At 70.5% G+C, this 23,362-nt stretch carries 21 protein-coding genes; 13 read left to right on the top strand and 8 right to left on the bottom strand.

Annotated features, from left to right (window positions below; all coding sequences use genetic code 11):
- Positions 1–90: 90 nt before the first annotated feature.
- Together OG496_RS45615 and OG496_RS45620 are read left to right on the top strand one after the other, a co-directional pair.
- Positions 91–3,150: an alpha-mannosidase gene (locus OG496_RS45615; RefSeq protein WP_405975057.1), complete on the top strand. Its 3,060-nt coding sequence runs from the start codon at positions 91–93 to the stop codon at positions 3,148–3,150.
- 91 nt (positions 3,151–3,241) lie between these two features.
- Complete coding sequence (locus OG496_RS45620; protein WP_405975058.1) at positions 3,242–4,492, top strand: alpha-L-fucosidase; 1,251 nt, start codon at positions 3,242–3,244, stop codon at positions 4,490–4,492.
- Between the two features lie 77 nt (positions 4,493–4,569).
- Here OG496_RS45620 and OG496_RS45625 read toward each other — a convergent pair whose 3' ends face one another.
- Positions 4,570–6,255, bottom strand: a complete 1,686-nt coding sequence (locus OG496_RS45625) for a carbohydrate binding domain-containing protein (protein WP_405975059.1) — start codon at positions 6,253–6,255, stop codon at positions 4,570–4,572.
- Between the two features lie 138 nt (positions 6,256–6,393).
- Complete coding sequence (locus OG496_RS45630; RefSeq protein ID WP_366493511.1) at positions 6,394–7,545, bottom strand: ATP-grasp domain-containing protein; 1,152 nt, start codon at positions 7,543–7,545, stop codon at positions 6,394–6,396.
- Between the two features lie 336 nt (positions 7,546–7,881).
- Here OG496_RS45630 and OG496_RS45635 point away from each other — a divergent pair, with 336 nt between their 5' ends.
- Both OG496_RS45635 and OG496_RS45640 read left to right on the top strand, forming a co-directional pair.
- Positions 7,882–8,790, top strand: coding sequence for a metallophosphoesterase family protein (locus tag OG496_RS45635; protein WP_405975060.1), 909 nt, complete (start codon positions 7,882–7,884; stop codon positions 8,788–8,790).
- Positions 8,738–9,460, top strand: coding sequence for a 4'-phosphopantetheinyl transferase (locus tag OG496_RS45640; RefSeq protein ID WP_405975061.1), 723 nt, complete (start codon positions 8,738–8,740; stop codon positions 9,458–9,460). The genes OG496_RS45635 and OG496_RS45640 overlap by 53 nt, the downstream gene beginning before the upstream one ends.
- Here the strand turns inward: OG496_RS45640 and OG496_RS45645 are convergent.
- A complete protein-coding gene (locus OG496_RS45645; RefSeq protein WP_033281635.1) occupies positions 9,426–9,653 on the bottom strand; it encodes a hypothetical protein in 228 nt (75 codons plus the stop codon). The two genes, OG496_RS45640 and OG496_RS45645, sit on opposite strands and share 35 nt — an antisense overlap.
- Positions 9,654–9,871: 218 nt before the next feature.
- On the opposite strand from OG496_RS45645, the gene OG496_RS45650 reads away from it, so the two are divergent.
- Positions 9,872–10,897 carry an alpha/beta fold hydrolase gene (locus OG496_RS45650; protein ID WP_399389193.1) on the top strand — a complete coding sequence of 342 codons (1,026 nt, stop codon included), beginning with the start codon at positions 9,872–9,874 and terminating at the stop codon, positions 10,895–10,897.
- A 49-nt stretch (positions 10,898–10,946) separates the two neighbouring features.
- Here OG496_RS45650 and OG496_RS45655 read toward each other — a convergent pair whose 3' ends face one another.
- Complete coding sequence (locus OG496_RS45655) at positions 10,947–11,486, bottom strand: toxin-antitoxin system, toxin component (protein WP_405976831.1); 540 nt, start codon at positions 11,484–11,486, stop codon at positions 10,947–10,949.
- Between the two features lie 32 nt (positions 11,487–11,518).
- A complete protein-coding gene (locus OG496_RS45660) occupies positions 11,519–12,175 on the bottom strand; it encodes a helix-turn-helix transcriptional regulator (RefSeq protein ID WP_366493506.1) in 657 nt (218 codons plus the stop codon).
- Between the two features lie 225 nt (positions 12,176–12,400).
- Between OG496_RS45660 and OG496_RS45665 the strand changes: the two genes are divergently transcribed.
- Positions 12,401–13,066, top strand: a complete 666-nt coding sequence (locus OG496_RS45665; protein ID WP_405975062.1) for a hypothetical protein — start codon at positions 12,401–12,403, stop codon at positions 13,064–13,066.
- A 95-nt stretch (positions 13,067–13,161) separates the two neighbouring features.
- Here OG496_RS45665 and OG496_RS45670 read toward each other — a convergent pair whose 3' ends face one another.
- Positions 13,162–13,923, bottom strand: coding sequence for a cache domain-containing protein (locus OG496_RS45670; RefSeq protein ID WP_366493503.1), 762 nt, complete (start codon positions 13,921–13,923; stop codon positions 13,162–13,164).
- A gap of 40 nt (positions 13,924–13,963) precedes the next feature.
- On the bottom strand, positions 13,964–14,689 hold the full coding sequence (locus tag OG496_RS45675; protein ID WP_366493910.1) for a GntR family transcriptional regulator: 726 nt from the start codon (positions 14,687–14,689) through the stop codon (positions 13,964–13,966).
- 131 nt (positions 14,690–14,820) lie between these two features.
- On the opposite strand from OG496_RS45675, the gene OG496_RS45680 reads away from it, so the two are divergent.
- Genes OG496_RS45680 through OG496_RS45695 form a run of 4 tightly spaced genes read left to right on the top strand, consistent with a single transcriptional unit; the run spans position 14,821 to position 18,859 of the window.
- Positions 14,821–15,858 (top strand): ABC transporter ATP-binding protein, encoded by a 1,038-nt coding sequence (locus OG496_RS45680; RefSeq protein ID WP_405975063.1) that lies wholly within the window; start codon positions 14,821–14,823, stop codon positions 15,856–15,858.
- 45 nt (positions 15,859–15,903) lie between these two features.
- Entirely contained in the window at positions 15,904–17,100 is a 1,197-nt protein-coding gene (locus OG496_RS45685) for an ABC transporter substrate-binding protein (RefSeq protein ID WP_405975064.1), read from the top strand.
- 7 nt (positions 17,101–17,107) lie between these two features.
- Complete coding sequence (locus tag OG496_RS45690) at positions 17,108–18,007, top strand: ABC transporter permease (protein WP_366493500.1); 900 nt, start codon at positions 17,108–17,110, stop codon at positions 18,005–18,007.
- 36 nt (positions 18,008–18,043) lie between these two features.
- On the top strand, positions 18,044–18,859 hold the full coding sequence (locus tag OG496_RS45695) for an ABC transporter permease (RefSeq protein WP_366493499.1): 816 nt from the start codon (positions 18,044–18,046) through the stop codon (positions 18,857–18,859).
- Positions 18,860–18,900: 41 nt separating this feature from the next.
- On the opposite strand, the gene OG496_RS45700 is transcribed toward OG496_RS45695, so the two are convergent.
- A complete protein-coding gene (locus tag OG496_RS45700; RefSeq protein ID WP_399389183.1) occupies positions 18,901–20,313 on the bottom strand; it encodes an aminopeptidase P family protein in 1,413 nt (470 codons plus the stop codon).
- An 89-nt stretch (positions 20,314–20,402) separates the two neighbouring features.
- Between OG496_RS45700 and OG496_RS45705 the strand changes: the two genes are divergently transcribed.
- Genes OG496_RS45705 through OG496_RS45715 form a run of 3 tightly spaced genes read left to right on the top strand, consistent with a single transcriptional unit; the run spans position 20,403 to position 23,306 of the window.
- Positions 20,403–21,575, top strand: a complete 1,173-nt coding sequence (locus OG496_RS45705) for an NAD(P)/FAD-dependent oxidoreductase (protein ID WP_405975065.1) — start codon at positions 20,403–20,405, stop codon at positions 21,573–21,575.
- The gene (locus OG496_RS45710; protein WP_405975066.1) at positions 21,572–21,874 is read left to right on the top strand and encodes a (2Fe-2S)-binding protein; all 303 of its coding nucleotides are present in this window, start codon (positions 21,572–21,574) and stop codon (positions 21,872–21,874) included. Before OG496_RS45705 ends, OG496_RS45710 begins: the two co-directional genes overlap by 4 nt.
- Positions 21,867–23,306 carry an NAD(P)/FAD-dependent oxidoreductase gene (locus tag OG496_RS45715; RefSeq protein WP_405975067.1) on the top strand — a complete coding sequence of 480 codons (1,440 nt, stop codon included), beginning with the start codon at positions 21,867–21,869 and terminating at the stop codon, positions 23,304–23,306. The genes OG496_RS45710 and OG496_RS45715 overlap by 8 nt, the downstream gene beginning before the upstream one ends.
- Positions 23,307–23,362 lie beyond the last annotated feature (56 nt).

A 23,362-nucleotide genomic window follows, 5' to 3' on the forward strand; every position in this document is an offset into this window, starting at 1 on the left:
AGGTTCGCGACAGCACCCCGAGTTCTCGGCAGCGAGTTCTCGACAGCTTCCCCAGTTCTCAGCAGCTCCCTGGTTCCCTGGAGACTTCCCATGCACGACGAACGCCGCCGGATCGAGGAGCGCGTCGAGCGCGCCCACAACCAGCGCATCAAGCCCGCGATCTACGCGGCCACCGCGCCCTTCACGGTCGAGGCCTGGCAGGCCCCCGGTGAGCCGGTCCCCTTCGAGGAGGCCGCGGCGGCGCCGTACGCGCCGTTCGCGATGGACACCCCGTGGGGTCCGCCCTGGGGCACCACCTGGTTCCGGATGCGCGGGCAGGTGCCGGAGGCGTGGGCCGGGAAGCGCGTCGAGGCCGTCATCGACCTCGGCTTCGTCGGCGACTGGCCGGGCAACCAGGCCGAGGCCCTGGTCCACCTCGTGGACGGGACGCCGCTGAAGGCGGTCAACCCGCTCAACCAGTACGTGGCGATCGCCAACCCGGCGACGGGCGGCGAGGTCATCGACTACCTGGTCGAGGCGGCCTCCAACCCCGACATCCTCGCCAACAACTTCTCGGAGCCGACACCTCTCGGTGATGTACTGACGGCAGGCGACCGTCCACTGTATACATTCCGCCGCGCCGACCTCGCCGTCCTCGACGAGGAGGTCTTCCACCTCGACCTCGACGTCCAGGTGCTGCGCGAACTGATGCTGGAACTGGGCGAGCACGACCCCCGCCGCCACGAGATCATGCACGCGCTCGACCGAGCCCTCGACCTTCTCGACCTGGACGACGTCGCCGGTACGGCCGCCGACGTACGGGCCGCGCTCAAGCCGGTGCTGTCCAAGCCCGCCAACGCCAGCGCGCACATTGTCTCCGGTGTCGGGCACGCGCACATCGACTCGGCGTGGCTGTGGCCGATCCGCGAGACCAAGCGCAAGACGTCCCGCACCTTCTCGAACGTCACGTCCCTCGCTGACGAGTACGAGGACTTCATCTTCGCCTGCTCGCAGGCCCAGCAGTACGAGTGGGTGCGCGACAACTACCCGCAGGTGTGGGCCCGGATCCAGGAGTCCGTCAAGCGCGGCCAGTGGGCCCCGGTCGGCGGCATGTGGGTCGAGTCCGACGGCAACCTGCCCGGCGGCGAGGCCATCGCCCGCCAACTCGTCCACGGCAAGCGGTTCTTCATCGAGCACTTCGGCGTCGAGACCAAGGGCGTCTGGCTGCCCGACTCCTTCGGCTACAACGCGGCCTACCCGCAGCTCGCCAAGCTCGCGGGCAACGAGTGGTTCCTCACCCAGAAGATCTCCTGGAACCAGACCAACAAGTTCCCCCACCACACCTTCTGGTGGGAGGGCATCGACGGCACCCGCATCTTCACGCACTTCCCGCCGGTCGACACCTACAACGCCCGCTTCAGCGGCGAGGAGATGTCCCGCGCGGTCCGCAACTACCAGGAGAAGGGCAACGCGACCCGCTCCCTGGCCCCGTTCGGCTGGGGCGACGGCGGTGGCGGCCCGACCCGCGAGATCATGGAACGGGCGCGCAGGCTCGCCGACTTGGAGGGCTCGCCGAAGGTCGTCGTCGAGCACCCCGACGACTTCTTCGCCAAGGCCCGCGCCGAGTACCCCGATGCCCCGGTCTGGGTCGGCGAGCTGTACCTCGAACTCCACCGCGCCACCTACACCTCCCAGGCCCGCACCAAGCAGGGCAACCGGCGCAGCGAACACAAGCTCCGCGAGGCCGAGTTGTGGGCGACCACGGCCGCCCTGCACGTACCGGGCTACGCCTACCCGTACGAGAAGCTCGACAAGCTGTGGAAGACGGTGCTGCTGCACCAGTTCCACGACATCCTGCCGGGCTCCTCGATCGCCTGGGTGCACCGCGAGGCCGAGGCCGAATACGCGCGTGTGGCAACGGAGTTGGAGGAGCTGACGGCGGCGGCCGTGGCCGCGCTGGGCGGCGGCGGGACCCGCGTCTTCAACGCCAGCCCCTTCGACCGCGCCGAGGTCATCCGCACGGCGACCGGCGTCCCGATGTACGCGACGGTCCCGGCGAACGGCAGCGCCCCGCTGGCCGCCGAGTACGTCCCGCAGGCGGTGACCGTCACCGACCGCGTCCTCGACAACGGCATCGTCCGCGTCGAACTCGCCGCCGACGGCACCCTCGCCTCCGTGCGCGACCTGCGCCACGGCGGCCGCGAAGTCCTCGCCGACCAGGGCAACTTGCTGCGCCTGCACACCGACCTGCCCAACTACTGGGACGCCTGGGACGTCGACAAGCACTACAAGAACCGCTTCACCGACCTCCTCGACGCCGACTCCATCACCGTCGTCGAGCAGGACCCGTTGCTCGGCGCGATCCGTGTGGAACGGTCCTTCGGCAAGGGCTCGAAGATCGTGCAGACGATCACCGTGCGCGCGGGCAGCCCCCGCATCGACTTCGAGACCGACATCGACTGGCACGAGGCCGAGAAGTTCCTCAAGGCGGGCTTCCCGGTGGACATCCGGGCCGCGCACTCCTCCGCCGAGATCCAGTTCGGCCACATCCAGCGGCCCACGCACACCAACACCAGCTGGGAGGCGGCCCGTTTCGAGGTCTCCGGCCACCGCTGGGTGCACCTCGCCGAGCCCGGCTACGGCGTCGCCGTCATCAACGACTCGACGTACGGCCACGACGTCTCCCGCACGGTCCGCGAGGACGGCGGCACGACGACCACGGTCCGCCTGAGCCTGGTGCGCGCCCCGCGCATCCCGGACCCGGGCGCCGACCAGGGCAAGCACCGCCTCACCTACTCGCTGCTGCCCGGCGCGAGCATCGAGGACGCGGTCGCCGAGGGCTACGCCCTCAACCTCCCGCTGCGGGTGGCCGATTCGGACGGCGCCCCGGAACCGGTCGTCTCCGTCGACGGCGACGGCATCACCGTCGAGGCGGTCAAGCTCGCCGACGACGAGTCCGGCGACGTCGTGGTCCGCCTCTACGAGTCGAACGGCGGCCGCGCCCAGGGCGCACTGCGCACGGGCTTCCCCCTCGCCGGCGCACAGGTCACCGACCTGCTGGAGCGCCCCTTGGAGGACGAGGTCGCTGTCGACGGCGATTCGGTCGCCGTCGCCCTGCGGCCCTTCCAGATCCTGACGCTCCGTCTGCAGCGGGCGGGCGCGGGCCAGTAGCACCCGGGGGAGGGGCGGGCCCGGCATCGGTGCCGCCGGGCCCGCCCCTCTTCATCTCCCAACTCGCCCTGTACGTAAAGGGAGTTCAGCCGTGACCGTGCAACCGTGGTTCACCGACGCCAAGTTGGGGATCTTCGTCCACTGGGGGATCTACGCCGTCGACGGCGTCCAGGAGTCCTGGTCGTTCTACGACGACATCGTGCCGCACAACCGGTACATGTCCCAGCTCGACCGCTTCACCGGCGCGAGGTACGAACCGCGCGCCTGGGCCGACCTGTTCGCCCGCGCCGGCGCCAAATACGCCGTCCTGACGAGCCGTCACCACGATGGAGTCGCCCTGTGGGACACCGAGTTCGGCGAACTCAACCTCGGCAAGGACTACATCACCGGTTACGCCGACGCGCTGCGCGAGCAGGGCCTGAAGGTCGGCCTCTACTACTCGCACTCCGACTGGAACCACCCCGACTACGCCACCACCCGCAAGCCGGGCCGCCCGCCGGAGCAGGAGGACAACCGCTACTCCGAGTGCTCGGCGGAGGACGAGGACCTCGAAGCCTGGGAGCGGTTCATCGTCTACCGGGACGGCCAGATACGGGAGTTGGCCTCCCGCTACCGGCCCGACCTGATGTGGTTCGACGGCGAGTGGGACCGCAGCGAGGAACAGTGGCGCATCAAGGAACTCGCCGCGCTCGTCCGCTCGTACTCGCCGGACGTCGTCTTCAACGCCCGCATGCTCAGCGAGGGCGACTACGCGACACCGGAGCAGGGCGCTCCCGTCGAACCCCCGGACGGGCCCTGGGAGTTGTGCCTCACCATCAACGACTCGTGGGGGTACCAGCACCACGACGGCAACCACAAGTCGCTGAGCCAGCTGGTGCGTTACTTCACGGAGACGATCGGCGGGGGCGGCAACCTCCTCCTCGACGTGGGCCCGATGGAGGACGGCACCATCCCGCAGCCGCAGGTCGAACGCCTCGAAGGCCTGGGGGAGTGGATCCGCAAGCACGCCGACGCCGTGTACGGCACGGTGCGCGGGCTCCCGGCCGGGCACCACTACGGGCCGAGCACCCTCTCCGCCGACCGGCGCACCCTCTATCTCACCCTGTACGACATCCCGCGCGCCGAGATCGGGGTCCGAGGGCTGGTCACCCCGGTCCGCCGTGTCACCGTGCTCGGCACCGGCACCGAACTCGCCCACCGGGTCGTCGGCGGACTGCACGAGGCCGTAGGGCAGTTGTGGATCGACCCGCCGCCCCTGGCCGACCTCGACCCGCTCGCCACGGTCCTCGCCGTGGAACTGGACGGGGAGTTGGAGCTGTACTGGGGCTCGGGCCGTTTCTGACCGACGGAGCCGACCGTCGGGGCACGCACCGAGGCGGCCGGCCCACACGGGGGACCGGCCGCCAGGGGTGGGGGTCGTCAGCCGGTGAAACCGGCTGTGATGGACGTGAACTGCCAGGTGTTCTGGCTGATGCCGGAGCAGTTGCTCACCACTCCGCCGCCGGCGCACCCGCGGTCGCGGTTGACCGACCAGAAGGCGAGCCGGGCGATGTGGTGCGAGTTCGACCAGTCCCGGATCGAGGTCCAGATAGCGGGAGTTGTGGTCTCCGACTGGTCCGACAGACCGTTCATGCCGGAGATACCGATGTGCGAGTAGGCCGTCGCGTCGTCCCACCCGAACGTGGACTTCAGCTTGGTCTTCAGGCCCTCGGCCGCGGCGACCGTGTTGCCGTACATGTCGGAGCCGCCGCCGAAGTCGAACGGCATGATGGTGAAGACGTCGATGTTGGCGTTGAGCGACTGCGCCTGCTCGATGAGCCGGTTGCCGTAGTACGTCGGGCCGGTCGTCGAGGTGCCGAAGGTGACGATCGTGCGCAGGCCCGGGTTGTTGGCCTTCACGGTCTTCAGCGCGGTCAGGATCTTCGCCTGGACGGCCTCGTTCTCGAACTCGTCCGTGTTCTCGATGTCCATGTCGATCGCCTTGAGGCCGTAGGCGGTGATCACCTTCTGCAGAGCCCCGGCGAGTGCGCTCGCGGAGGAGCAGTTGGCGCCGAGCTTGCTGCCCTGCCAGCCGCCGAAGGACGGCACGACGTCACCGCCCGCCGCGCGGATCTGGTTGATGGCGGTCTGGTCGACGCCACCGGTCAGGGCCCGGCTGCCGTCCCAACTCGGCGTGCAGCCACCGGAGTCGAGCACGAACGCCATCGTGAACCACTTGATGCCGGTCGCGCTCATCACCGTGCTCGGGCTCGGCGGATCGCCCCAGCCCTCGTAGAGATAGGGCGCGGCCTGCGTGAAGCCGGTGCCGCCGCCGGTGCCGGCACTCGTGGTGACGCTCACCGCGTTGGAGGCCGCCGAACTGTTCCCGGCCGCGTCGCGCGCCTTCACGGTGAACGTGTAGGCGGTGCTGGCCGCGAGCCCGGTGACCGTCCCGCTCGTACCGGAGACGCTGAGGACCTGGTTCGAACCGCTGTAGATGTCGTACGCCGTGACGCCCACGTTGTCCGTCGAGGCGCCCCACGACAGCGAGACGCTGGAGGAGGTCTTGCCCGTGGACGTCAGGCCTGTTGGCGCGGTCGGGGCCTGGGTGTCGCCACCGCCGCCACCGCCCGGACCGTCGAGGCTGATGTCGTCCGCGTAGTAGGTGCCCTGCGCGTACCAGCCGTGGACGTAGATGGTGGCGCTGGTCTGCGAGGCGGTGGTGGTGAAGGACGTCGTCAGCTGGCTGTACGCCGACGGGGACGAAGTCCACGTCGAGGAACCGCCGTTGACACCGAGGTAGACATAACTGCCGCGCACCCAGCCGCTGAGCGAGTACGTCGTGCTCGGCTGCACGGCGACCGTCTGGGAGCACTGTGCGGTGTCGCTCGAACTCACCGCGCCCGCAAGGGCCTTGGAGCCGCCGTGCACGGGCGAGGAGACGACCGAACCGAGGTTTCCGGTGCAGGACCAGGGGGAGAGACTGCCCGACTCGAAGCCGGGGTTGGTCAGGACGTTGGCAGCCTCCGCCGTACCGGGCAGCGCGATCGCCCCGGCCATGGCCAGGGCGGCGGTACCGAGCAGGGCGAGGAGCCGATGTCTGGAGCGTCTGAGTGTGTCGCGCACGCGATCTCCCTGAAGTAATGGGGGTGTTCGGGAGTGCAAGAGGGTGCGCAACCAAGTTGGTATGGACCAATCACGGTGTCAAGGTGCGACGCCATGATTGGTCCAGACCGGTATGAAGTTGTGTGGTGAGAGCGGGAGTTAAGCGCGAGCCGCTGCCCGGCTGCCCGTCTCCGAGGTCTCTGTCGCCGTTTCCATCTCGTCCTGCGCCGGTGCGGGCGCCGCCGGGAGCAGGGGCTCCGACTCCTCCGCGCGCTGGTGCGGGAGCGACACCGGACGCAGCTGGCGCGGGCCGGACACCACCGCGTAGTCGGCGCCCAGGAACGGCGGCTCCATCGTGCCCGGGTCCTCGCCGAGCGCCAACTGCACTGCCGCCCAAGGGGCGTTGACACCGCACAGCGACAGCTGGTGCAGGCCCCCGGCGGGGCGGGTGTTGACGTCCATCAGTACGGGCCGGTCGCCGAACATGCGGAACTGGATGTTGGACAGGTAGTGCAGCCCGAAGCCCTCCGCGATCCGGCGGGCCGGCTCCAGCCACTGCTCGTGCAGGGTGAAACCGCGACGGCGGCCGTTCTTCGTGCGGCCCACGGCGAGCCGGACCAGGTTGTCGGGACCGGTCAGGCAGTCCACCGACACCTCCGGCTCCTCCAGACGGGGCATGACCAGCCAGTCGACCTGCTCGTCGGCCTGCTCCAGCGCCTCGACGACCGTGTCGAGCGGGACGTAGGGGCTCGGGAAGCCGTTGAGGTGCATGAGCGAGAAGGGGGCGCGCGTGATCACGCGGAAGCCCACCCCGCCGGCGCCGGACGCCGGCTTGAAGCACGCCTTGTGCCCGGCGGCCTCCAACTCCTCGACGGCGGCGACGAGTTGGGGAGCCGTGCGCACCCGCCACCACGGCGGTACGGGCACGCCGATCGCCTGGACGGCCTCGTACGCGATCACCTTGTCGTGGAAGACGGCGACGGCCTCGGGGGTCGGCGCCAGCAGCGCCGTGCCCACCGCCGCGAAGTCCGCGCGGTGCGCCACGATCTCCGACTGGTGCAGCCGGGGCACGAACACGTCGATGCCGCGACGGGCGCACTGGTCGAGCGCGAACTCGACGTACGCGGCCGGGGACAGGCCCTCGGGCTCCAGGTCGGCGGTGTCGGCGGCGGCCAGTACGGGCGAGTCCGCGTCGCCGTGCGTGGCATGGATCTCGACGGCCCGGTCGCTGGGATTTCTCCGCAGCTGATCCATGAAGAACACGTTCTCCGCGTACGTGCGGTTGAGCCAGACGCGTACGCGAGAGACCATGCAGGGCCGTCCTTTCGGTTTCGCGGGCACGGCGGAGCGAGGCCGTGCCCGGCCAAGGTGGTTGGAGGTACACCAAACCGCCCTCGGCGAAGGGGCGTTCGTAGCGGTGGTGTTGGGGCGATCATACGGCTTGCGAAGGGTGCCGCGTGCAACGCCCGTGTTACGGATTTCCCGATGGTGCCCACCCGGGACATGAACTCCCGTCGCGGCGTCGCCCGGGCCTCCGGGTTTCCCGCGGCCCGCTCCGCGGACACGCCCCCGTGCGTCCGGCCGTCTTGTCGCGGAACGGCGGGATGTGATCTCGTGGGCCCCATCGGGTGCGCGGAGGGGGCGAGGGTGGAGTCGACGGCCGGCGGTGCCGGACAGCTGCTGGCCATCAGCGACCTGCACATCGGGTACGCCGAGAACCGCGCCCTGGTCGAGAACATGCGGCCCGTCACGGACGACGACTGGCTGATCGTGGCCGGTGACATCGCCGAGACCGTGGCCGACATCCGCTGGGTCCTCGAACTCCTCGCCGGCCGCTTCCGCAAGGTCCTCTGGGCCCCCGGAAACCACGAACTGTGGACCCACCCCAAGGACCCCGTCACCCTGCGCGGCGTCGCCCGCTACGACCATCTCGTCGCCCTGTGCCGGGAGTTGGGCGTCGTCACGCCCGAGGACCCCTACCCCGTCTGGGAGGGTCCCGGCGGCCCGGTCGTCGTGGCACCCCTCTTCCTGCTCTACGACTACTCGTTCCTCCCGGCCGGCTGCACGACCAAGGCCGAGGGACTGACGTACGCGCACGGCACCGGCATCGTCTGCAACGACGAGTTCCTGCTGCACCCCGACCCCTACCCCAGCCGTGAGGCCTGGTGCCGGGCCCGGGTCGCCGAGACCGAACGCCGGCTCAGCGAGATCCCCGACACCCTGCCCACGGTCCTGGTCAACCACTACCCCCTGGACCGGCACCCCACCGAGGTCCTCTGGTACCCCGAGTTCGCCATGTGGTGCGGCACCACCCTGACCGCCGACTGGCACCGCAGATTCCGCGTGGACACCATGGTCTACGGCCATCTCCACATCCCGCGGACCACCCACCACGAGGGGGTCCGCTTCGAAGAGGTGTCCGTGGGATACCCCCGCGAGTGGCAGAAGCGCCCGGAACCCCCGGGCCGACTGCGCCGCATCCTGCCGATGGAGGTCGGAACCGGTGATCGAGGAACTGCTTCCGGACTCCGTGGTGACCGTGGAGACACACGGTGACGAGGGGCTCCAGGACGCCCGGCTGTACCCCGAGGAAGAGGCCCGCGTGGCCCGCGCGGTGCCCAAGAGACGCCGCGAGTTCGCCGCCGTACGGGCCTGTGCGCGGCGCGCCATGGAGAAGCTCGGCGTGCCCCCGCAGCCGATCCTGCCCGGCGCCCACGGCGCGCCGGCCTGGCCCGCCGGAGTCATCGGCAGCATGACCCACTGCGACGGCTACTGCGCCGCCGCACTGGCCCGCGCCGGCGACCTCGCCTCGCTCGGCATCGACGCCGAACCCCACGCCCCGCTCCCGGACGGCATCCTCCCCTCCGTCTCCCTGCCGGCCGAACAGGAACGCCTGGCACGCCTGACGGCGGAGCGGCCCGGCGTCCACTGGGACCGGCTCCTGTTCAGCGCCAAGGAGTCCGTCTACAAGGCGTGGTTCCCCCTGACGGGCAAGTGGCTGGACTTCTCGGAGGCCGACATCGAGGTCTTCACGGACCCGGGTGAGGACACCCGCGGCGGCCTCCGCGCCCGTCTCCTTGTGCCCGGCCCGGTGGTGGACGGCGAACGTCTCGACGTCTTCGAGGGCCGCTGGACCGTCGGGCGCGGACTGGTCGCCACGGCGGTCACGGTCCCGCATCCCTCAACTCCCTTCACCCCTCCGGGCACCAGCTCTCCAGCAGCCTGAAGAACGCCTCCTCGTTGCCCGCGAGCCCGGCGTCCGTCAACGCCTGGTCCGCCTCGGCCAGTACCGAGGGCGGGACCAGGACCGGTCGAGGGGCGCCCGGCGGGCCGTCGAAGGCTGCTCGGACCGTGTGCAGCAGCCGTAGATAGGCCTGAACGGCGGCGCGCTCACGGTCGGTCATCACTGCGGTCTGCATAGGACGGCTCTCCCCTGGTCGGCGTCATGCGCCCCCGCACGGCGGTGGCACGACCCCAGCTTGCCGGGTGCCACTGACAATGCCGTTGTGACGGGCGCCGGTTCGCCCGCTTAGCGGAGGCGAAACGTCACCGAAATCCCCGGTGGGACAGCGGCCCTACGCTGGAGGGAAGGGCTTTCGGCCGTCTGCGGGCGGCCAGGTGAACGGGAGGCGAGTGCGTGGAGGACGTCCCGGCACGGCGCCCGGCGCGCGCCGCACGACTGCGCTCGGTGGGCGTCGGAGAACTTGAGCTGCAGTACCGCGTCGTGCACGGATACCGGCGCGCCTTCCGCATGGCCGGCCAGGGCCCGGCGCTGGTCCTCATCCACGGCATCGGCGACTCCTCAGCCACCTGGACCGACCTCATCCCGGACCTCGCCCGCACCCACACCGTGATCGCGCCCGACCTCCTCGGCCACGGCGCCTCCGACAAACCGCGGGCCGACTACTCGGTCGCCGCCTACGCGAACGGCGTCCGCGACCTGCTCACCACGCTCGGCATCGAGTCCGCGACCCTGCTCGGCCACTCGCTGGGCGGGGGAGTGGCGATGCAGTTCGCCTACCAGTTCCCCGAGCGCACCGAACGCCTCGTCCTCGTCAGCGCGGGCGGCGTGGGCCGCGAGGTCAATCCGGTGCTACGGCTCGTCTCGCTCCCGGGGTCCCATCTCGCCCTGTCCGCGCTTCGGTTGCCCGGCATGCGTCTCCAAGTCGGCCTCACGGTCGGGCTGTTGCGGCTCCTCGACACCGACCTCGGCCGGGACGCCCCCGAACTCCTCACCCTCGTCGACGCGTTGCCCGACGAGACCGCCCGCAACGCCTTCATCCGCACCCTGCGCGCGGTCGTCGACTGGCGCGGCCAGGTGGTGACCATGCTCGACCGCTGCTACCTGACCGAGGGTATGCCGACCATGCTGCTGTGGGGCGACCGGGACAGCGTGGTGCCGGTCCGGCACGCGTACGGCGCCCACGAGGCCATGCCCGGCAGCCGGCTGGAGATCTTCGAGGGCGCGGGGCACTTCCCGTTCCACACCGACCCGGCACGGTTCCTCACCCTGGTCGAGGAGTTCACCGGCACCACCACCCCCGCCCACTGGAGCCGCGAGCACTGGCGCGACCTTCTGTGCGAGGGCCGCCCCGGCGTCACGGCCCAGGGCGGCGCGACGGAACGGGACCTGCGGGAGGCGAGCGAACGCAGCGCCACGTGAGACGCGCCTGCCTGTCTGCCGACAGACCTGTTTGACGGGACGTCAAGTCCTAGCCGCGCGGCCCCGGATACCCCAGCGCCGCCTCGATCCGCCCCGCCAGGTGGTCGTGCCGCGCGGGTCCTCTGTGGGACGAACCGGCCAGCCACGTACGGCACTTGCTGGCGAGCAGCAGACCGAAGCTCTCGGCCTCCCGCTCGTCGGCACGCTCGAACCGGCTGCGGGCGGCCACCTTGAGAACGGTCGCACGCAGCGCGGCCTCGTCGACGGTGTCGCCGAGGAGCCGGGCGGCCACCGCGGTGCCCTCCAGATGCGGGCCGCAGTGCCCGGCCTTCATGTGCCACAGCTCGTGGCCCAGGATCACCAACTGGTGGTCGGGAGCGGTGCGTTCCTCGATCACCACGAGATCCTGGTCGGCCATGTCGAGCCACAGCCCGCTCGCGGTGCAGGCCGGGAAGGCGGCCGTACGGAACTGGACCGGGCGGCCGCGGCGGCGGCTCATCGCGTCGCACAGCGCGGTGTACAGGTCGTGGGGGCGTGCGGGTGCGCCGAGGCTCAGCTCCGCGACCAACTCACCGCACAGGCGGCGCATCTGCCGTCCGATGCCCACCGTTCTCCCCCGGATCACGACTCGGGCCGCTTCACGCTCTCCAGGAGCATGTCCAGCCACTCGGCGACCTTGTCGCGATGCTGGTCGGTGGGCAACTGCGCGGCCCGCCAGGCGATTCCGCGCACTCCGTGGTCCTGGAGCAGCCGCTCCAGCGGGTCCTCCGCGGCCTCGGCAGCCGCCCGCTCGCGGTCCGCGAGCTTCTGCAACAGCTCCTGCTCGGTGCGCTGGAGGGCGCCCGCGAGGGCTTCGGAGTCCTCGGCCGTGAGGAATCCGGCGTGCACGCGGAAGAAGCGCTGGAGGGCGTCGCAGTGCTCCATGGTGGGACGCCGGTCGCCGTTGATGAGCGCGCCCGCCTGCTGGCGGGACATGCCCGCGCCGTCGGCGATCTCCTGCTGGGTGTACTTGCGTCCGTTGGGCTTGAGTCTGGTGCGGCGCAGCAGGTCGAGGCGTTGCAGGAACCGGGCCTGCACATCGGGCTCGCCCGCGGGACGGCCGCTCAGCAGGGCTCTGACCACGGACTCCGGGACGCCGCAGGCGACGGACAGCCGGCCGATGTGGACGACCTCGGCCTGGGGCACACCGAGCCGTTCGGCGAGCGCGGTGACGCGGTCGACGACGGCGGGCAGCAGAGCGGTCGGCGTCGTGCCCGGTACCTCGAAGCCATCCGACACCGACAGATCTCCTATACGTCTCTCACAGGCTTCTCACAAACGGCGGCTGTGAACATCCCGGAGAGTAGCGGTTGGTTCGAACTCGCATCCAGGTCTCGCCACAACTGTGGCCAATTTCAGCCGTCAACAAGCACGAAATGCCACGATAGTTGACACGGCTCGCGTCGGGGCACCAGGATCAAGGCGCCGCGAGAAGGCCGCATAGGCAAGAGGGGTGACCTCCCGATGGCATATCAGGCAGGTGGGCAGCGGTCCGCGCCGCGGCCCGTCCCCGAGAGTCCCGAGGCCCAGGCGTATCTGCTGGACTACGCCACGCTGTTGGAGGCCGTCACTTTCCCCTCCGTCGTCATGGACCACCGCTGGGACGTGGTGTTGACCAACGGCGCGTTCAAGTCACTTTTCCGGGCGGTCGGCCCGCATCCGACGGCGATGCCGGGCGACAACTTCCTTCGCTTCGTGCTCTTCCACCCCGACGCGAGCACCGTTCTCGGTGAGCACGAGTCGAGTTGGTGCCTGCCGATGCTGGCCCACTTCGCCGCCGCCGTGGAGAGCCACGGGCACGACCACGGCCTGCAGGCGATCCGTCGTGACATCGCCCAGGACCCGATCATGGAGGCGGCCTACCGGCAGGGCCTGCCGCACTGGATCCGCGCGGTCGGCGAGCAGGCGGCCGTCGAGCACGACGGCGCGGTCCGCCCGTTGCTGCACCCCGACCCGCGCTGGGGCGCCACCGACTGCCGTGTCGTCGGCGAGACCCCCAAGACCCTTGAGAACATGGGCTATACGCGTCTGACGCTGGTCCTGCGCGAGGCCCGGCGCGTGCCACCGCCCAGGGTCCGCAGGGCGGGCCGCGGCGTCGGACACCTGAGGGTGGTCTCCGCGGCCGAGTGAGCGCGGGCTCCGTGCGGCTCGCCCCAACTCGGCGCCCCGGCGTGTGACTTCTGCGCGGGTCGGCCCCAAATCGGTTGCCGCGCGGAAGAGTTCGGTCACCGCTCCGCGACCACCAGCACCAACGGCACCCCGTCGCACGGCACCAGCCGCGCCCCCTGCGCGAACCCGGCCCGGCCCGCCGCGAGGGCCTCCGCGAAGTCCGGACCCTTGCTCAGCGAACCGACCAGGTGCCGGGGGTCGGTCGAAGCGGCCACTCTGCCACGGGCGTTGACCAGTCGGGCCGGTCCCGGCAGCCGGTGCAGCATCGGCATCACGGCCGCCTCGAAGTGCCGTAGATACACGTCCGCCGCGGCCACCCCGGCGAACCGCCCCTCCATCAGGACCGGCGCGGACAGGGTGAGGCTGTACTCGTCCGAGCAGAGGTAGTCGACGTACGGCCCGGCGACCGCCCGCTCCCCGGTGTCGCGGGGCAGCGCGAACCAGTCCCAGTGCGTGTAGTCGGCGTACGCCGAGTGCTCGGGGTCGAGGTCGAGCAGCAGCGGTCGTATGCCACCGTCGGAGGTGGACTGCCACCACTCCAGCCACGCGGGTACGTCGCTCAGCAGGCCCGGCGCCGCGACGAAGCCGACGCCGGACACCAACTCGTGCTGGGCGAGCCGGAGATGGAGGCCCGGGCGCAGTGCGGCGAGGTCGACGGTCGCCGGGCGGCGGCCCTGTGCGGCCACCTTGGCGAGCAGTGCCGTCGTGTCGGCGCGGGTGGTGGCCACGGCGTCGAACACGGACTCCAGCGCCGAGCGGACCCCGGCCGCGACGGACTGCTCGGGTGCCGTGGGCGGCGTTGCCGTCGCGAGGCTCATGCGTGCCCTCCAGCAGACGGGGAGCGGTCGCGGTGACGGGCTACAGGGCCAGCCGCTCGGCGATGAGCCGCGCCGTGGATTCCTGCACGCACCGCTCGGCCAGCTCCCTGGCCGAATCGTGGGCCCCATCTTGCACGGCCGAGATTACGGAGCGGTGACGGGCTGCGGCTTCTTCACGATATTCGTCGTTCCCGAGCACGAGGCACAGCAGTGCGCCGACCTCGGTCTGCAACGCGACCTGTTCGCGGGTGAGCCGGGCCGACTGCGCTGCGGCGGCCAGCTCGACATGGAAGCGGCCGTAGACCCGGCCGCGTGCCGCCGCGTCCTCGGCGTGCGTCAACTCTTCGGCCGTACGCCGGAGTTGGACCAGGTCCTCCGGCTCGGTGCGCTGTGCGGCGAGCCGGGCCGCGGTGCCCGACAGGGCCGCCCAGTGGTCGCCGAGGTCGCGCAGCTCCTCGGTGCTCCAGCCGCGCAGCCGGACCTTCAGGCGCTCCTCGCCGGGGACTTCGGGCAGCGACACGAAGCTGCCGCCGCCGCGCCCCCGGCGGGTGGTGACGAGCCCCTGCTGGCGCAGCGCCATCAGCGCCTCCCGCAGGGTCACCGTGGACACCCCGAGCTGCCCGGCGAGCTCGCTCTCGCCCGGGAGCTGCTCGCCGTCGGAGAGCAGTCCGAGTTCGATGGCGTCCCCGAGTCTGCTGACGACGGCGTCGACCCGCGCCCGGTTGTCGACCGGGGCGAAGACGGCTTTCCGGGCGCCGCCGTTCATGTGCTGCTGCTGGTTCACGGTCACCACCTTGCACGTTGACTCAAGCTTTACCTTAAGGGGGTCTTGAGATTTGAACTATGGCTTCATATGTTTCCGTGCAACGTTATAGAGCACCAGAAAGGTTCCCGCCCATGGAGGGGATTGCGATCCGGCTGCGGGATCTGCGGAAATCGTTCGGGGAAACGACCGCCGTGGCCGGCGTCGACCTGGAGATCAGGGACGGCGAGTTCTTCTCGATGCTCGGCCCGTCCGGCTCGGGCAAGACGACCGTGCTTCGCATGATCGCCGGCTTCGAGAGCCCTACCGGGGGCACCATCGAACTCGCCGGCCAGGACGTCACCGGCCTCGCCCCCTTCGAGCGGGACGTCCACACCGTCTTCCAGGACTACGCCCTCTTCCCGCACATGACGGTCGAACAGAACGTCGCCTACGGCCTCAAGGTCCGCAGGGTCCCCAAAGCCGAACGGCTCGTGCGTGCCCGAAAGGCCCTCGCGGAAGTACGACTTGAGAGTTACGGCACCCGCCGCCCGGCCCAGCTCTCCGGCGGCCAGCGGCAACGCGTCGCCCTCGCCCGCGCCCTCGTCGGCCGCCCCAGGGTGCTGCTGCTCGACGAACCGCTCGGCGCCCTCGACCTCAAACTGCGCGAGCAGATGCAGGTCGAACTCAAGGCGCTCCAGCGGGAGGTGGGTATCACCTTCGTCTTCGTCACCCACGACCAGGAGGAGGCCCTGACGATGAGCGACCGCATCGCCGTCTTCAACCAGGGTCGCATCGAACAGATCGGCACCCCCGCCGAGGTCTACGAACGCCCCGCGACCCCCTTCGTCGCGGGCTTCGTCGGCACCTCCAACCTGCTGGCGGGCGAGGCGGCCGAGCGGATCGTCGGCACCACCGGTACGTACAGCATCCGGCCCGAGAAGATCCGGGTCCTCAAGGACTCGGCCGAGACCGGCGAACCGGACCACGAGAGTGCCGCCGGCACCGTCGCCGAGGTCGTCTACCTCGGGGACTCGACCCGCTTCCTCGTCGACCTCGACGCCGGCGGCCGCCTCACCGCACTCCAGCAGAACCTGGAGACCTCCGCCGAGGACGTGGCCGCCTACCGCGGCAGCCGGGTGCGACTGCAATGGCACCGGCGCCACACGGTGCACGTTCCCGACCCCCGCTGACCCCGTTCGCTCCTTCACCCATCTCCTCCACCCATGGAGAACGCCGTGCGTCTCACCCGAACCCTCCAGGTGGCGGCCTGTGCCGCCGTCCTGCTCGCCGCCACCGCCTGCGGCTCCTCCGACTCGGGAGGCAGCTCGTCCGGCGGCCTCAACCCCCCTGATCTCAAAGCCCAGTCGAAGCTCGGCAAGAGCGAGGGCGAGGTCAACCTGGTCGCCTGGGCCGGCTATGTCGAGGACGGCTCCAACGACCCCAAGGTGAACTGGGTCAGCGACTTCGAGAAGCAGACGGGCTGCAAGGTCAACTCCAAGGTCGCCGCCAGCTCCGACGAGATGGTCAAGCTGATGAAGACCGGTGAGTACGACGCCGTCTCCGCCTCCGGCGACGCCTCCCTGCGCCTCATAGCCTCCGGCGACGCGGCCCCCGTCAACACCAGCCTGGTCCCCAACTACAAGGAAATCTTCCCGGACTTGAAGCTCCAGGCCTGGAACTCCGTCAAGGGCAAGGCCTACGGCATCCCGCACGGCCGCGGCGCCAACCTCCTGATGTACAACACCCAGAAGGTCACGCCCGCCCCGACCTCCTGGGCCGCGGTCTTCGACGACGCCTCGAAGTACAAGGGCCATGTCACCGCGTACGACTCGCCGATCTACATCGCCGACGCGGCCCTCTATCTCAAGGCCACCAAGCCCGAGTTGAAGATCAAGGACCCCTACGCGCTCGACCAGAAGCAGTTCGACGCCGCCGTCGCCCTGCTGAAGAAGCAGAACGCGGACATCGGCGAGTACTGGAGCGACTACCTCAAGGAGATCTCCGCCTTCAAGAGCGGCGACTCCGTGGTCGGCACCACCTGGCAGGTCATCGCCAACCTCACCGCCGACGAGGGCGCCAAGGTCAAGGCCTTCGTGCCCAAGGAGGGTTCGACCGGCTGGTCCGACACCTGGATGATCTCCGCCAAGGCCAAGCACCCCAACTGCGCCTACCAGTGGCTCAATTGGATCGTCTCGCCGAAGGTCAACGCCCAGGTCGCCGAGTACTTCGGCGAGGCTCCCGCCAACTCCAAGGCGTGCGCCGAGACCAGCGACAAGAACTTCTGCACCACGTACCACGCCGCCGACACCGCGTACTGGAAGAACATCGCCTTCTGGAACACGCCCATCGAGCAGTGCCTCGACGGCCGCACGGACGTGAAGTGCGTGCCGTACGCCAAGTGGGTGCAGGCCTGGACCGAGATCAAGGGCTGACACCGACATGACCGTCACCGCGCAGGCCGCCGGACGCCCCGCACCGGGCCCCGTCCGGCGGCTCGCCGGGATGCTGCACCGCCGACCCCGGCTGCGGCTCTCCCTGCTCCTCACCGCACCGCTGCTGTGGCTCGCCGTGCTCTATCTCGGCTCCCTCAGCGTGCTGTTCGTCTCCGCGTTCTGGACGACGGACTCCTTCACCTCCGAGGTGGTGAAGGTCTGGTCGACCGACAACTTCCACGAGCTGTTCACGGTGCCCGTGTACCGGCAGGTCATCCTGCGCAGCATCGGCGTCGCGCTCGCCGTCACGGTCCTGTGCGCCGTGGTCGCGTTCCCGCTCGCCTTCTACACCGCCCGCGTCGCGAAGCCGCGGTGGCGCCCGCTGCTCGTGGTCGCCATCCTCACCCCGCTGTGGGCCAGTTACCTGGTCAAGGTGTACGCGTGGCGGCTCATCCTGTCCCAAGGCGGCCTGGCCGACTGGATGTTGAAGCCGTTCGGCCTCAGCGGACCGGGGTTCGGACTGCCCGCGACCGTCCTCACCCTGACGTACCTGTGGCTGCCGTACATGGTCCTGCCGATCCACACCGCGCTGGAACAACTGCCCGCCAACCTCCTTGACGCGTCAGCCGACTTGGGCGCGCGGGCCGGGCGGACCTTCCGGTCGGTCGTGCTGCCGATGGTGCTGCCGTCCGTCGCCGCCGGCTCGATCTTCACCTTCTCGCTCAGCCTCGGCGACTACATCACCGTGCAGATCGTCGGCGGCAAGACCCAGCTCATCGGCAACCTCGTGTACTCCAACATCGAACTCAACCTGCCCATGGCCGCCGCCCTCGGCACCGTCCCCGTCGTCGTCATCGTGGTGTACCTGCTCGCGATGCGCCGCACGGGCGCGCTCAGCAGCCTGTAGACGATTCCCGACAGCCTCCGAAGGGGGTGACATGTCATGCAGCTCTCCCGTTCCGCGCGTATCGCCCTGCGCGTGGCCGCCGGGTTCGGCTTCGCGCTGATCTACGTCCCGCTCCTGCTCGTCCTGGTCAACTCCCTCAACCCGGACCGCAGCGCGAGCTGGCCGCCGTCCACCCTGACCCTGCACTGGTGGTCGGTCGCCTGGCAGAACTCCGGTGCCCGCGCGGCCCTCTGGGTCTCCGTGAAGGCCGGCCTCGGCGCCACCGCCATCGCCCTCGTGCTCGGCACCCTGATCGCCTTCGCGGTCGCCCGGTACCGCTTCTTCGGCCGCGACGCCATCTCCTTCGTGGTCGTCCTGCCGATCGCGCTGCCCGGCATCGTCACGGGCATCGCCCTCAACTCGGCGTTCAGTACGGTACTTGAGCCGCTCGGGGTGGGCCTCGGGCTGTTCACGGTGATCGTCGGACACGCCACCTTCTGCATCGTCGTCGTCTTCAACAACGTCGTCGCCCGGCTCAGACGCACCTCCGGCTCGTACGAGGAAGCCGCGATGGACCTGGGCGCCGACACCTTCCGCGCCTTCGTCGACATCACCTTCCCGCTGGTGCGCTCGGCGCTTCTCGCGGGCGGACTGCTCGCGTTCGCGCTGTCCTTCGACGAGATCGTGGTGACCACGTTCACCGCCGGGCCCGGCATCGAGACCCTCCCGATCTGGATCTTCAACAACATGACCCGCCCCCAACAGGCCCCGGTCGTCAACGTGGTGGCCGCGGTGCTCGTCCTGCTCTCCGTGCTCCCGATCTACGTCGCCCAGCGACTGTCCGCCGACACGGCCACCGCCAGCCGCGTCTGACGACTGGTCACCCCGCCTGCCGGGGTGACCAGTCGGCGAACTCAGCCCGCGAACTCCCGCATCCACGCCTCGACTTCGTCGGCCGAGCGCGGCAGCCCCGCCGACAGGTTCTCGTAACCGTCCGCCGTCACCAGCAGATCGTCCTCGATCCGGACGCCGATGCCCCGCCACTCCTCCGGCACCGTCAGATCGTCGGGCTGGAAGTACAGGCCCGGCTCGACGGTGAGCACCATGCCGGGTTCGAGAACCCCGTCCACGTACTCCTCGCTGCGTGCCTGGGCGCAGTCGTGGACGTCGAGCCCGAGCATGTGCCCGGTGCCCGCCATCGTGAACCGCCGCTGCAGCGACAGCTCGTACGCCCGCTCGGCCGGCCCCTCGATGAAGCCCCACTCCACCAGCCGTTCGGCCAGGGACCGTTGGGCCGCCTCGTGGAAGTCCCGGTAGTGCGCACCTGGCTTCACCGTCGCCATGCCGGCCTCCTGAGCCTCGAACACCGCGTCGTAGACCGTGCGTTGGACGGGGGAGAACGTGCCGTCGATCGGGAGGGTGCGGGTGACGTCGGCGGTGTAGAGGCTGTGCGTCTCGACTCCCGCGTCCAGCAGGAGGAGTTCACCGGGGCGGACCGGGCCGTCGTTGTCGGTCCAGTGCATGATCGTGGCGTGCTCACCGGCGGCGCAGATCGAGCCGTAGCCGACATGGTTGCCCTCGACACGCGCCCGGCGGAAGAAGGTGCCCTCGATCCAGCGTTCCGACGTGGCGACCGCCTGCGACAACTCCCGTACGACATCGGTGAATCCGCGCACCGTGGAGTCGACGGCCCGGCGCATCTCGCCGATCTCCCACGCGTCCTTGACGAGCCGCAGCCCGGAGACGGCCGACTCGAACGCGTCGTCGCGGTCCTCGTCGGTGTCGAGCGCCGCGTCCAGGGCCGGGTCGACGCCGCGGACGATGCGGGTGGGTGTCCCGGAGGTCTTCGCCAGGTCCTCGGCGATCGTGCGGATGTCACGGCAGGGCAGCCCGAGCAGCAGCGCCGACTCGGCGAGCGAGCGGCGGCGGCCCATCCACAGCTCGGCGGTGTAGCCCGTCCAGAACTCGTCGCTGTCCCGGCTGTCGCGGGGGAGCTGGTAGCAGTGTGCGTCGTGACCGCCGTCGGGGCGGGGCTCCAGGACCAGGGCACCGTCGCGTGCCTGGTCGCCGGTGAGATGCACATAGCCGGAGTACGGGCGGAACGGGTGGTGGCTGTCGTTCGAGCGGATCAGGAGGCTTCCGGACGGCACGACGAGGCGCTCGCCCGGGAAGAGCGCGGACAATGCGGCCCGGCGGCGTGCCGCGTACGGCGCCTGCTCGGCCGGCTCCAGATCCGTGCGCTCGGTGTCGGCCCAACCGGTCCGCATCAGAGCGGACAGCTCGTCGGAGATTCCTCGGTACAGACCGTTCTTTCGGCCCTTGGCCACGTCGGGCACCTCTTCCGTGTGTGGTGACATGCGCGTGGGAGATACGCGTGAACATACCCAGCTAGAGAGTCATGTGACATAGTACTGCTGTGAGCAAGCGACTGACCTGCGATGTCGTGGTCGTCGGAGCCGGAATGGTGGGCGCGGCCTGCGCCCTCTACGCGGCCCGGGCAGGCCTCGACGTCGTCATCGTGGACCGCGGCCCGGTCTCCGGCGGCACGACCGGCGCCGGCGAGGGCAACCTGCTCGTCTCCGACAAGGAGCCGGGCCCGGAACTCGACCTCGCCCTCCTCTCCGGCCGCCTGTGGGCACAACTCGCGCAGGAACTCGGGGAGTTCGTCGAGTACGAGGCAAAGGGTGGCCTCGTCGTGGCCTCCACCCCCGACGGGCTCGCCGCGCTGGAGCGCTTCGCCGACGAGCAGCGCACCGCCGGAGTCGTCGCCGAGCCGGTCCACGGCGACGCCCTGTACGACCTCGAACCCCACCTCGCCCCCGGCCTCCCGGGCGGCGTGTACTACCCCCAGGACTGCCAGGTGATGCCCGCCCTGGCCGCCGCCCACCTCATCCGGGCCTCGGGCGCCCGCCTGCTCACCGGCCGTACGGTGACGGACGTACTCCTCAAGGCGGATGGAACGGTCCACGGCGTCCGCACGGACCGGGGCGACATCCTCGCCCCCACCGTCGTCAACGCCGCCGGCACCTGGGGCGGCGAACTCGCCGCCCTCGCCGGAGTCACCCTCCCCGTCCTCCCGCGCCGCGGCTTCGTCCTCGTCACCGAACCGCTGCCCCGCCTGGTCCGGCACAAGGTGTACGCCGCCGACTACGTGGCCGACGTGGCCAGCGACTCGGCCGCCCTGCAGACCTCACCGGTCGTGGAGGGCACCGCCGCTGGACCGGTCCTGATCGGCGCGAGCCGTGAACGCGTCGGTTTCGACCGGGAGTTCTCGCTGCCGGTCGTACGGGCGCTGGCGGCGGGCGCGACGAGACTGTTCCCGTTCCTGTCCGACGTCCACGCGATGCGCTCCTACCTAGGCTTCCGCCCGTACATGCCGGACCACCTGCCCGCCATCGGCCCCGACCCGCGCGCCCCCGGCCTCGTCCACGCCTGCGGACACGAGGGCGCGGGCATCGGACTCGCCACCGGCACAGGGCACTTGATCGCCCAACTGCTGGGCGACAAGACCCCGGACCTCGACTTGGCACCCTTCCGACCCGACCGTTTCCCCGAGTCCCCTGAGTTCCCCGAGGAGGAGGACGCGTGAACTCCCCACTGGACCTCGCCGACGCCCACCCGGGCCCGGCCTTCACCGTCACCCTCGACGGCCGCGAGGTCGAGGCCCTCCCCGGCCAGACCGTCGCCGCCGCGCTGTGGACGGCGGGCGTGACGTCCTGGCGCACCACCCGGGGCGAGGGCCGCCCACGCGGCGTCTTCTGCGGGATCGGCGTCTGCTACGACTGCCTCGTCACCGTCAACTCCCGCCCGAACCAACGGGCTTGCCTGGTGGCTCTGCACCCGGGCGACGCCATCCGTGCGCAGGAGGGGACGGGCCACGATGACTGACCACCGACCGCACCTCGCCGTGATCGGCGCGGGCCCGGCAGGACTCGCCGCCACCGTCGCCGCCGCGGCCCACGGCGTCCGCGTCACCCTGATCGACTCGGCGGCGCGGGCGGGCGGCCAGTTCTACCGACAGCCCGCCACCGAACTGAACGCCGGACGCCCGCAGGCCCTGCACCACCAGTGGCGGACATGGGAGCGACTGAGGGGCGCCCTCGCCCGAGACGTAGAGGCGGGACATGTAACGCACTTGACGGATCATCATGTCTGGCTTGTGGAGCGGCGGTTGAAGCAACAGGCCAGCGGTGCTGACCGAAACGCCTTCACCGTGCACGCCCTCCTCGGTCCCGAACAGGAGGCCCCGGCAGAGGTACGTGCCGACGCCGTCCTCCTCGCCACCGGCGGCTACGAGAAGATCCTACCGTTCCCGGGTTGGACCGTTCCCGGAGTCCTCACCGCGGGCGGCGCCCAGGCCATGCTCAAGGGCAACCTCGCCGTCTCCGGACGCACCGCCGTGGTCGCCGGTACCGGCCCGCTCCTCCTCCCCGTGGCAACCGGCCTCACGGCAGCCGGTGTCGAGGTGGCCGCGCTCGTCGAGTCCGCCGACCCCAAGGCGTTCGTACGACGGACCCGCGCGCTCGCGGCACAGCCGGGCAAGGTCGCCGAGGGTGCCCAGTACGCGGCCCAACTCCTGTGCCACCGCGTCAAGTTGCTCACCCGGCACGCCGTCGTGGAGGCCCACGGTGACGAACGGCTGGAGGCGGTGACCGTTGCCGCACTCGACACCGACGGGCGCGTCCGGCCCGGCACCGAACGCCGTATCGCCTGCGACACCCTCGCGGTCGGCCACGGCATGCTTCCCCACACCGACCTCGCCGAGACCCTCGGCTGCCGACTCGACGGACTCAATGTGCAGGTCGACGACGAACAGCGCACCGACGTCCCCGGCGTCTGGGCGGCCGGCGAGACCACCGGTATCGGCGGCGCGGCCCTCTCCCTCGCCGAGGGCCACATCGCGGGACGCTCCGCCGCGGCACGCCTGAACGGCACCGAACCCGACCCGCGCACCTGGGCGTCGGCCGCCAAGTCCCGTACGGGACTGCGGGAGTTCTTCGCCGCCCTCGACACCGTGTACGCGCCGCCCGCCCGTTGGACCGATCTAGTCACCGACGACACCGTGGTCTGCCGCTGCGAGGAGGTCACCGGGGGCGCGATCCGCGAGGCCGTGGACGGGCTCGGAGCCGGTGACGTACGCACCGTGAAGCTGCTGACGCGGGCCGGGATGGGCTGGTGCCAGGGGCGGATGTGCGGGCCCGCGGTCGCGGGGCTGGCCGGGTGCCAACTCACCCCGTCCCGGCGGCCGTTCGCGCGGCCCGTACCGCTCGGGGTGCTGGCCCGTGCCGGTGAGTCCGAGTCCGCAGCTGAGCCGGACTGACCGTACGTCCTGCCCGTCAGTAAAATGTCACACCCTATTCAGATGGGAATCGACCG

Source organism: Streptomyces sp. NBC_00988 (assembly GCF_045162645.1).
In the GTDB taxonomy this organism is placed as follows: domain Bacteria; phylum Actinomycetota; class Actinomycetes; order Streptomycetales; family Streptomycetaceae; genus Streptomyces.

Bases quoted from the DNA above. Each gene is read 5' to 3' on its own strand.
- OG496_RS45675 (WP_366493910.1), bottom strand. From the start codon at position 14,689: ATGAACGGCGGCGCCCGGAAAGCCGTCTTCGCCCCGGTCGACAACCGG.
- OG496_RS45670 (WP_366493503.1), bottom strand. From the start codon at position 13,923: ATGAGCCTCGCGACGGCAACGCCGCCCACGGCACCCGAGCAGTCCGTC.
- OG496_RS45645 (WP_033281635.1), bottom strand. From the start codon at position 9,653: ATGCAGACCGCAGTGATGACCGACCGTGAGCGCGCCGCCGTTCAGGCC.
- OG496_RS45680 (WP_405975063.1), top strand. From the start codon at position 14,821: ATGGAGGGGATTGCGATCCGGCTGCGGGATCTGCGGAAATCGTTCGGG.
- OG496_RS45715 (WP_405975067.1), top strand. From the start codon at position 21,867: ATGACTGACCACCGACCGCACCTCGCCGTGATCGGCGCGGGCCCGGCA.
- OG496_RS45630 (WP_366493511.1), bottom strand. From the start codon at position 7,545: ATGGTCTCTCGCGTACGCGTCTGGCTCAACCGCACGTACGCGGAGAAC.
- OG496_RS45655 (WP_405976831.1), bottom strand. From the start codon at position 11,486: ATGCGCCGCCTGTGCGGTGAGTTGGTCGCGGAGCTGAGCCTCGGCGCA.
- OG496_RS45615 (WP_405975057.1), top strand. From the start codon at position 91: ATGCACGACGAACGCCGCCGGATCGAGGAGCGCGTCGAGCGCGCCCAC.
- OG496_RS45690 (WP_366493500.1), top strand. From the start codon at position 17,108: ATGACCGTCACCGCGCAGGCCGCCGGACGCCCCGCACCGGGCCCCGTC.
- OG496_RS45665 (WP_405975062.1), top strand. From the start codon at position 12,401: ATGGCATATCAGGCAGGTGGGCAGCGGTCCGCGCCGCGGCCCGTCCCC.
- OG496_RS45695 (WP_366493499.1), top strand. From the start codon at position 18,044: ATGCAGCTCTCCCGTTCCGCGCGTATCGCCCTGCGCGTGGCCGCCGGG.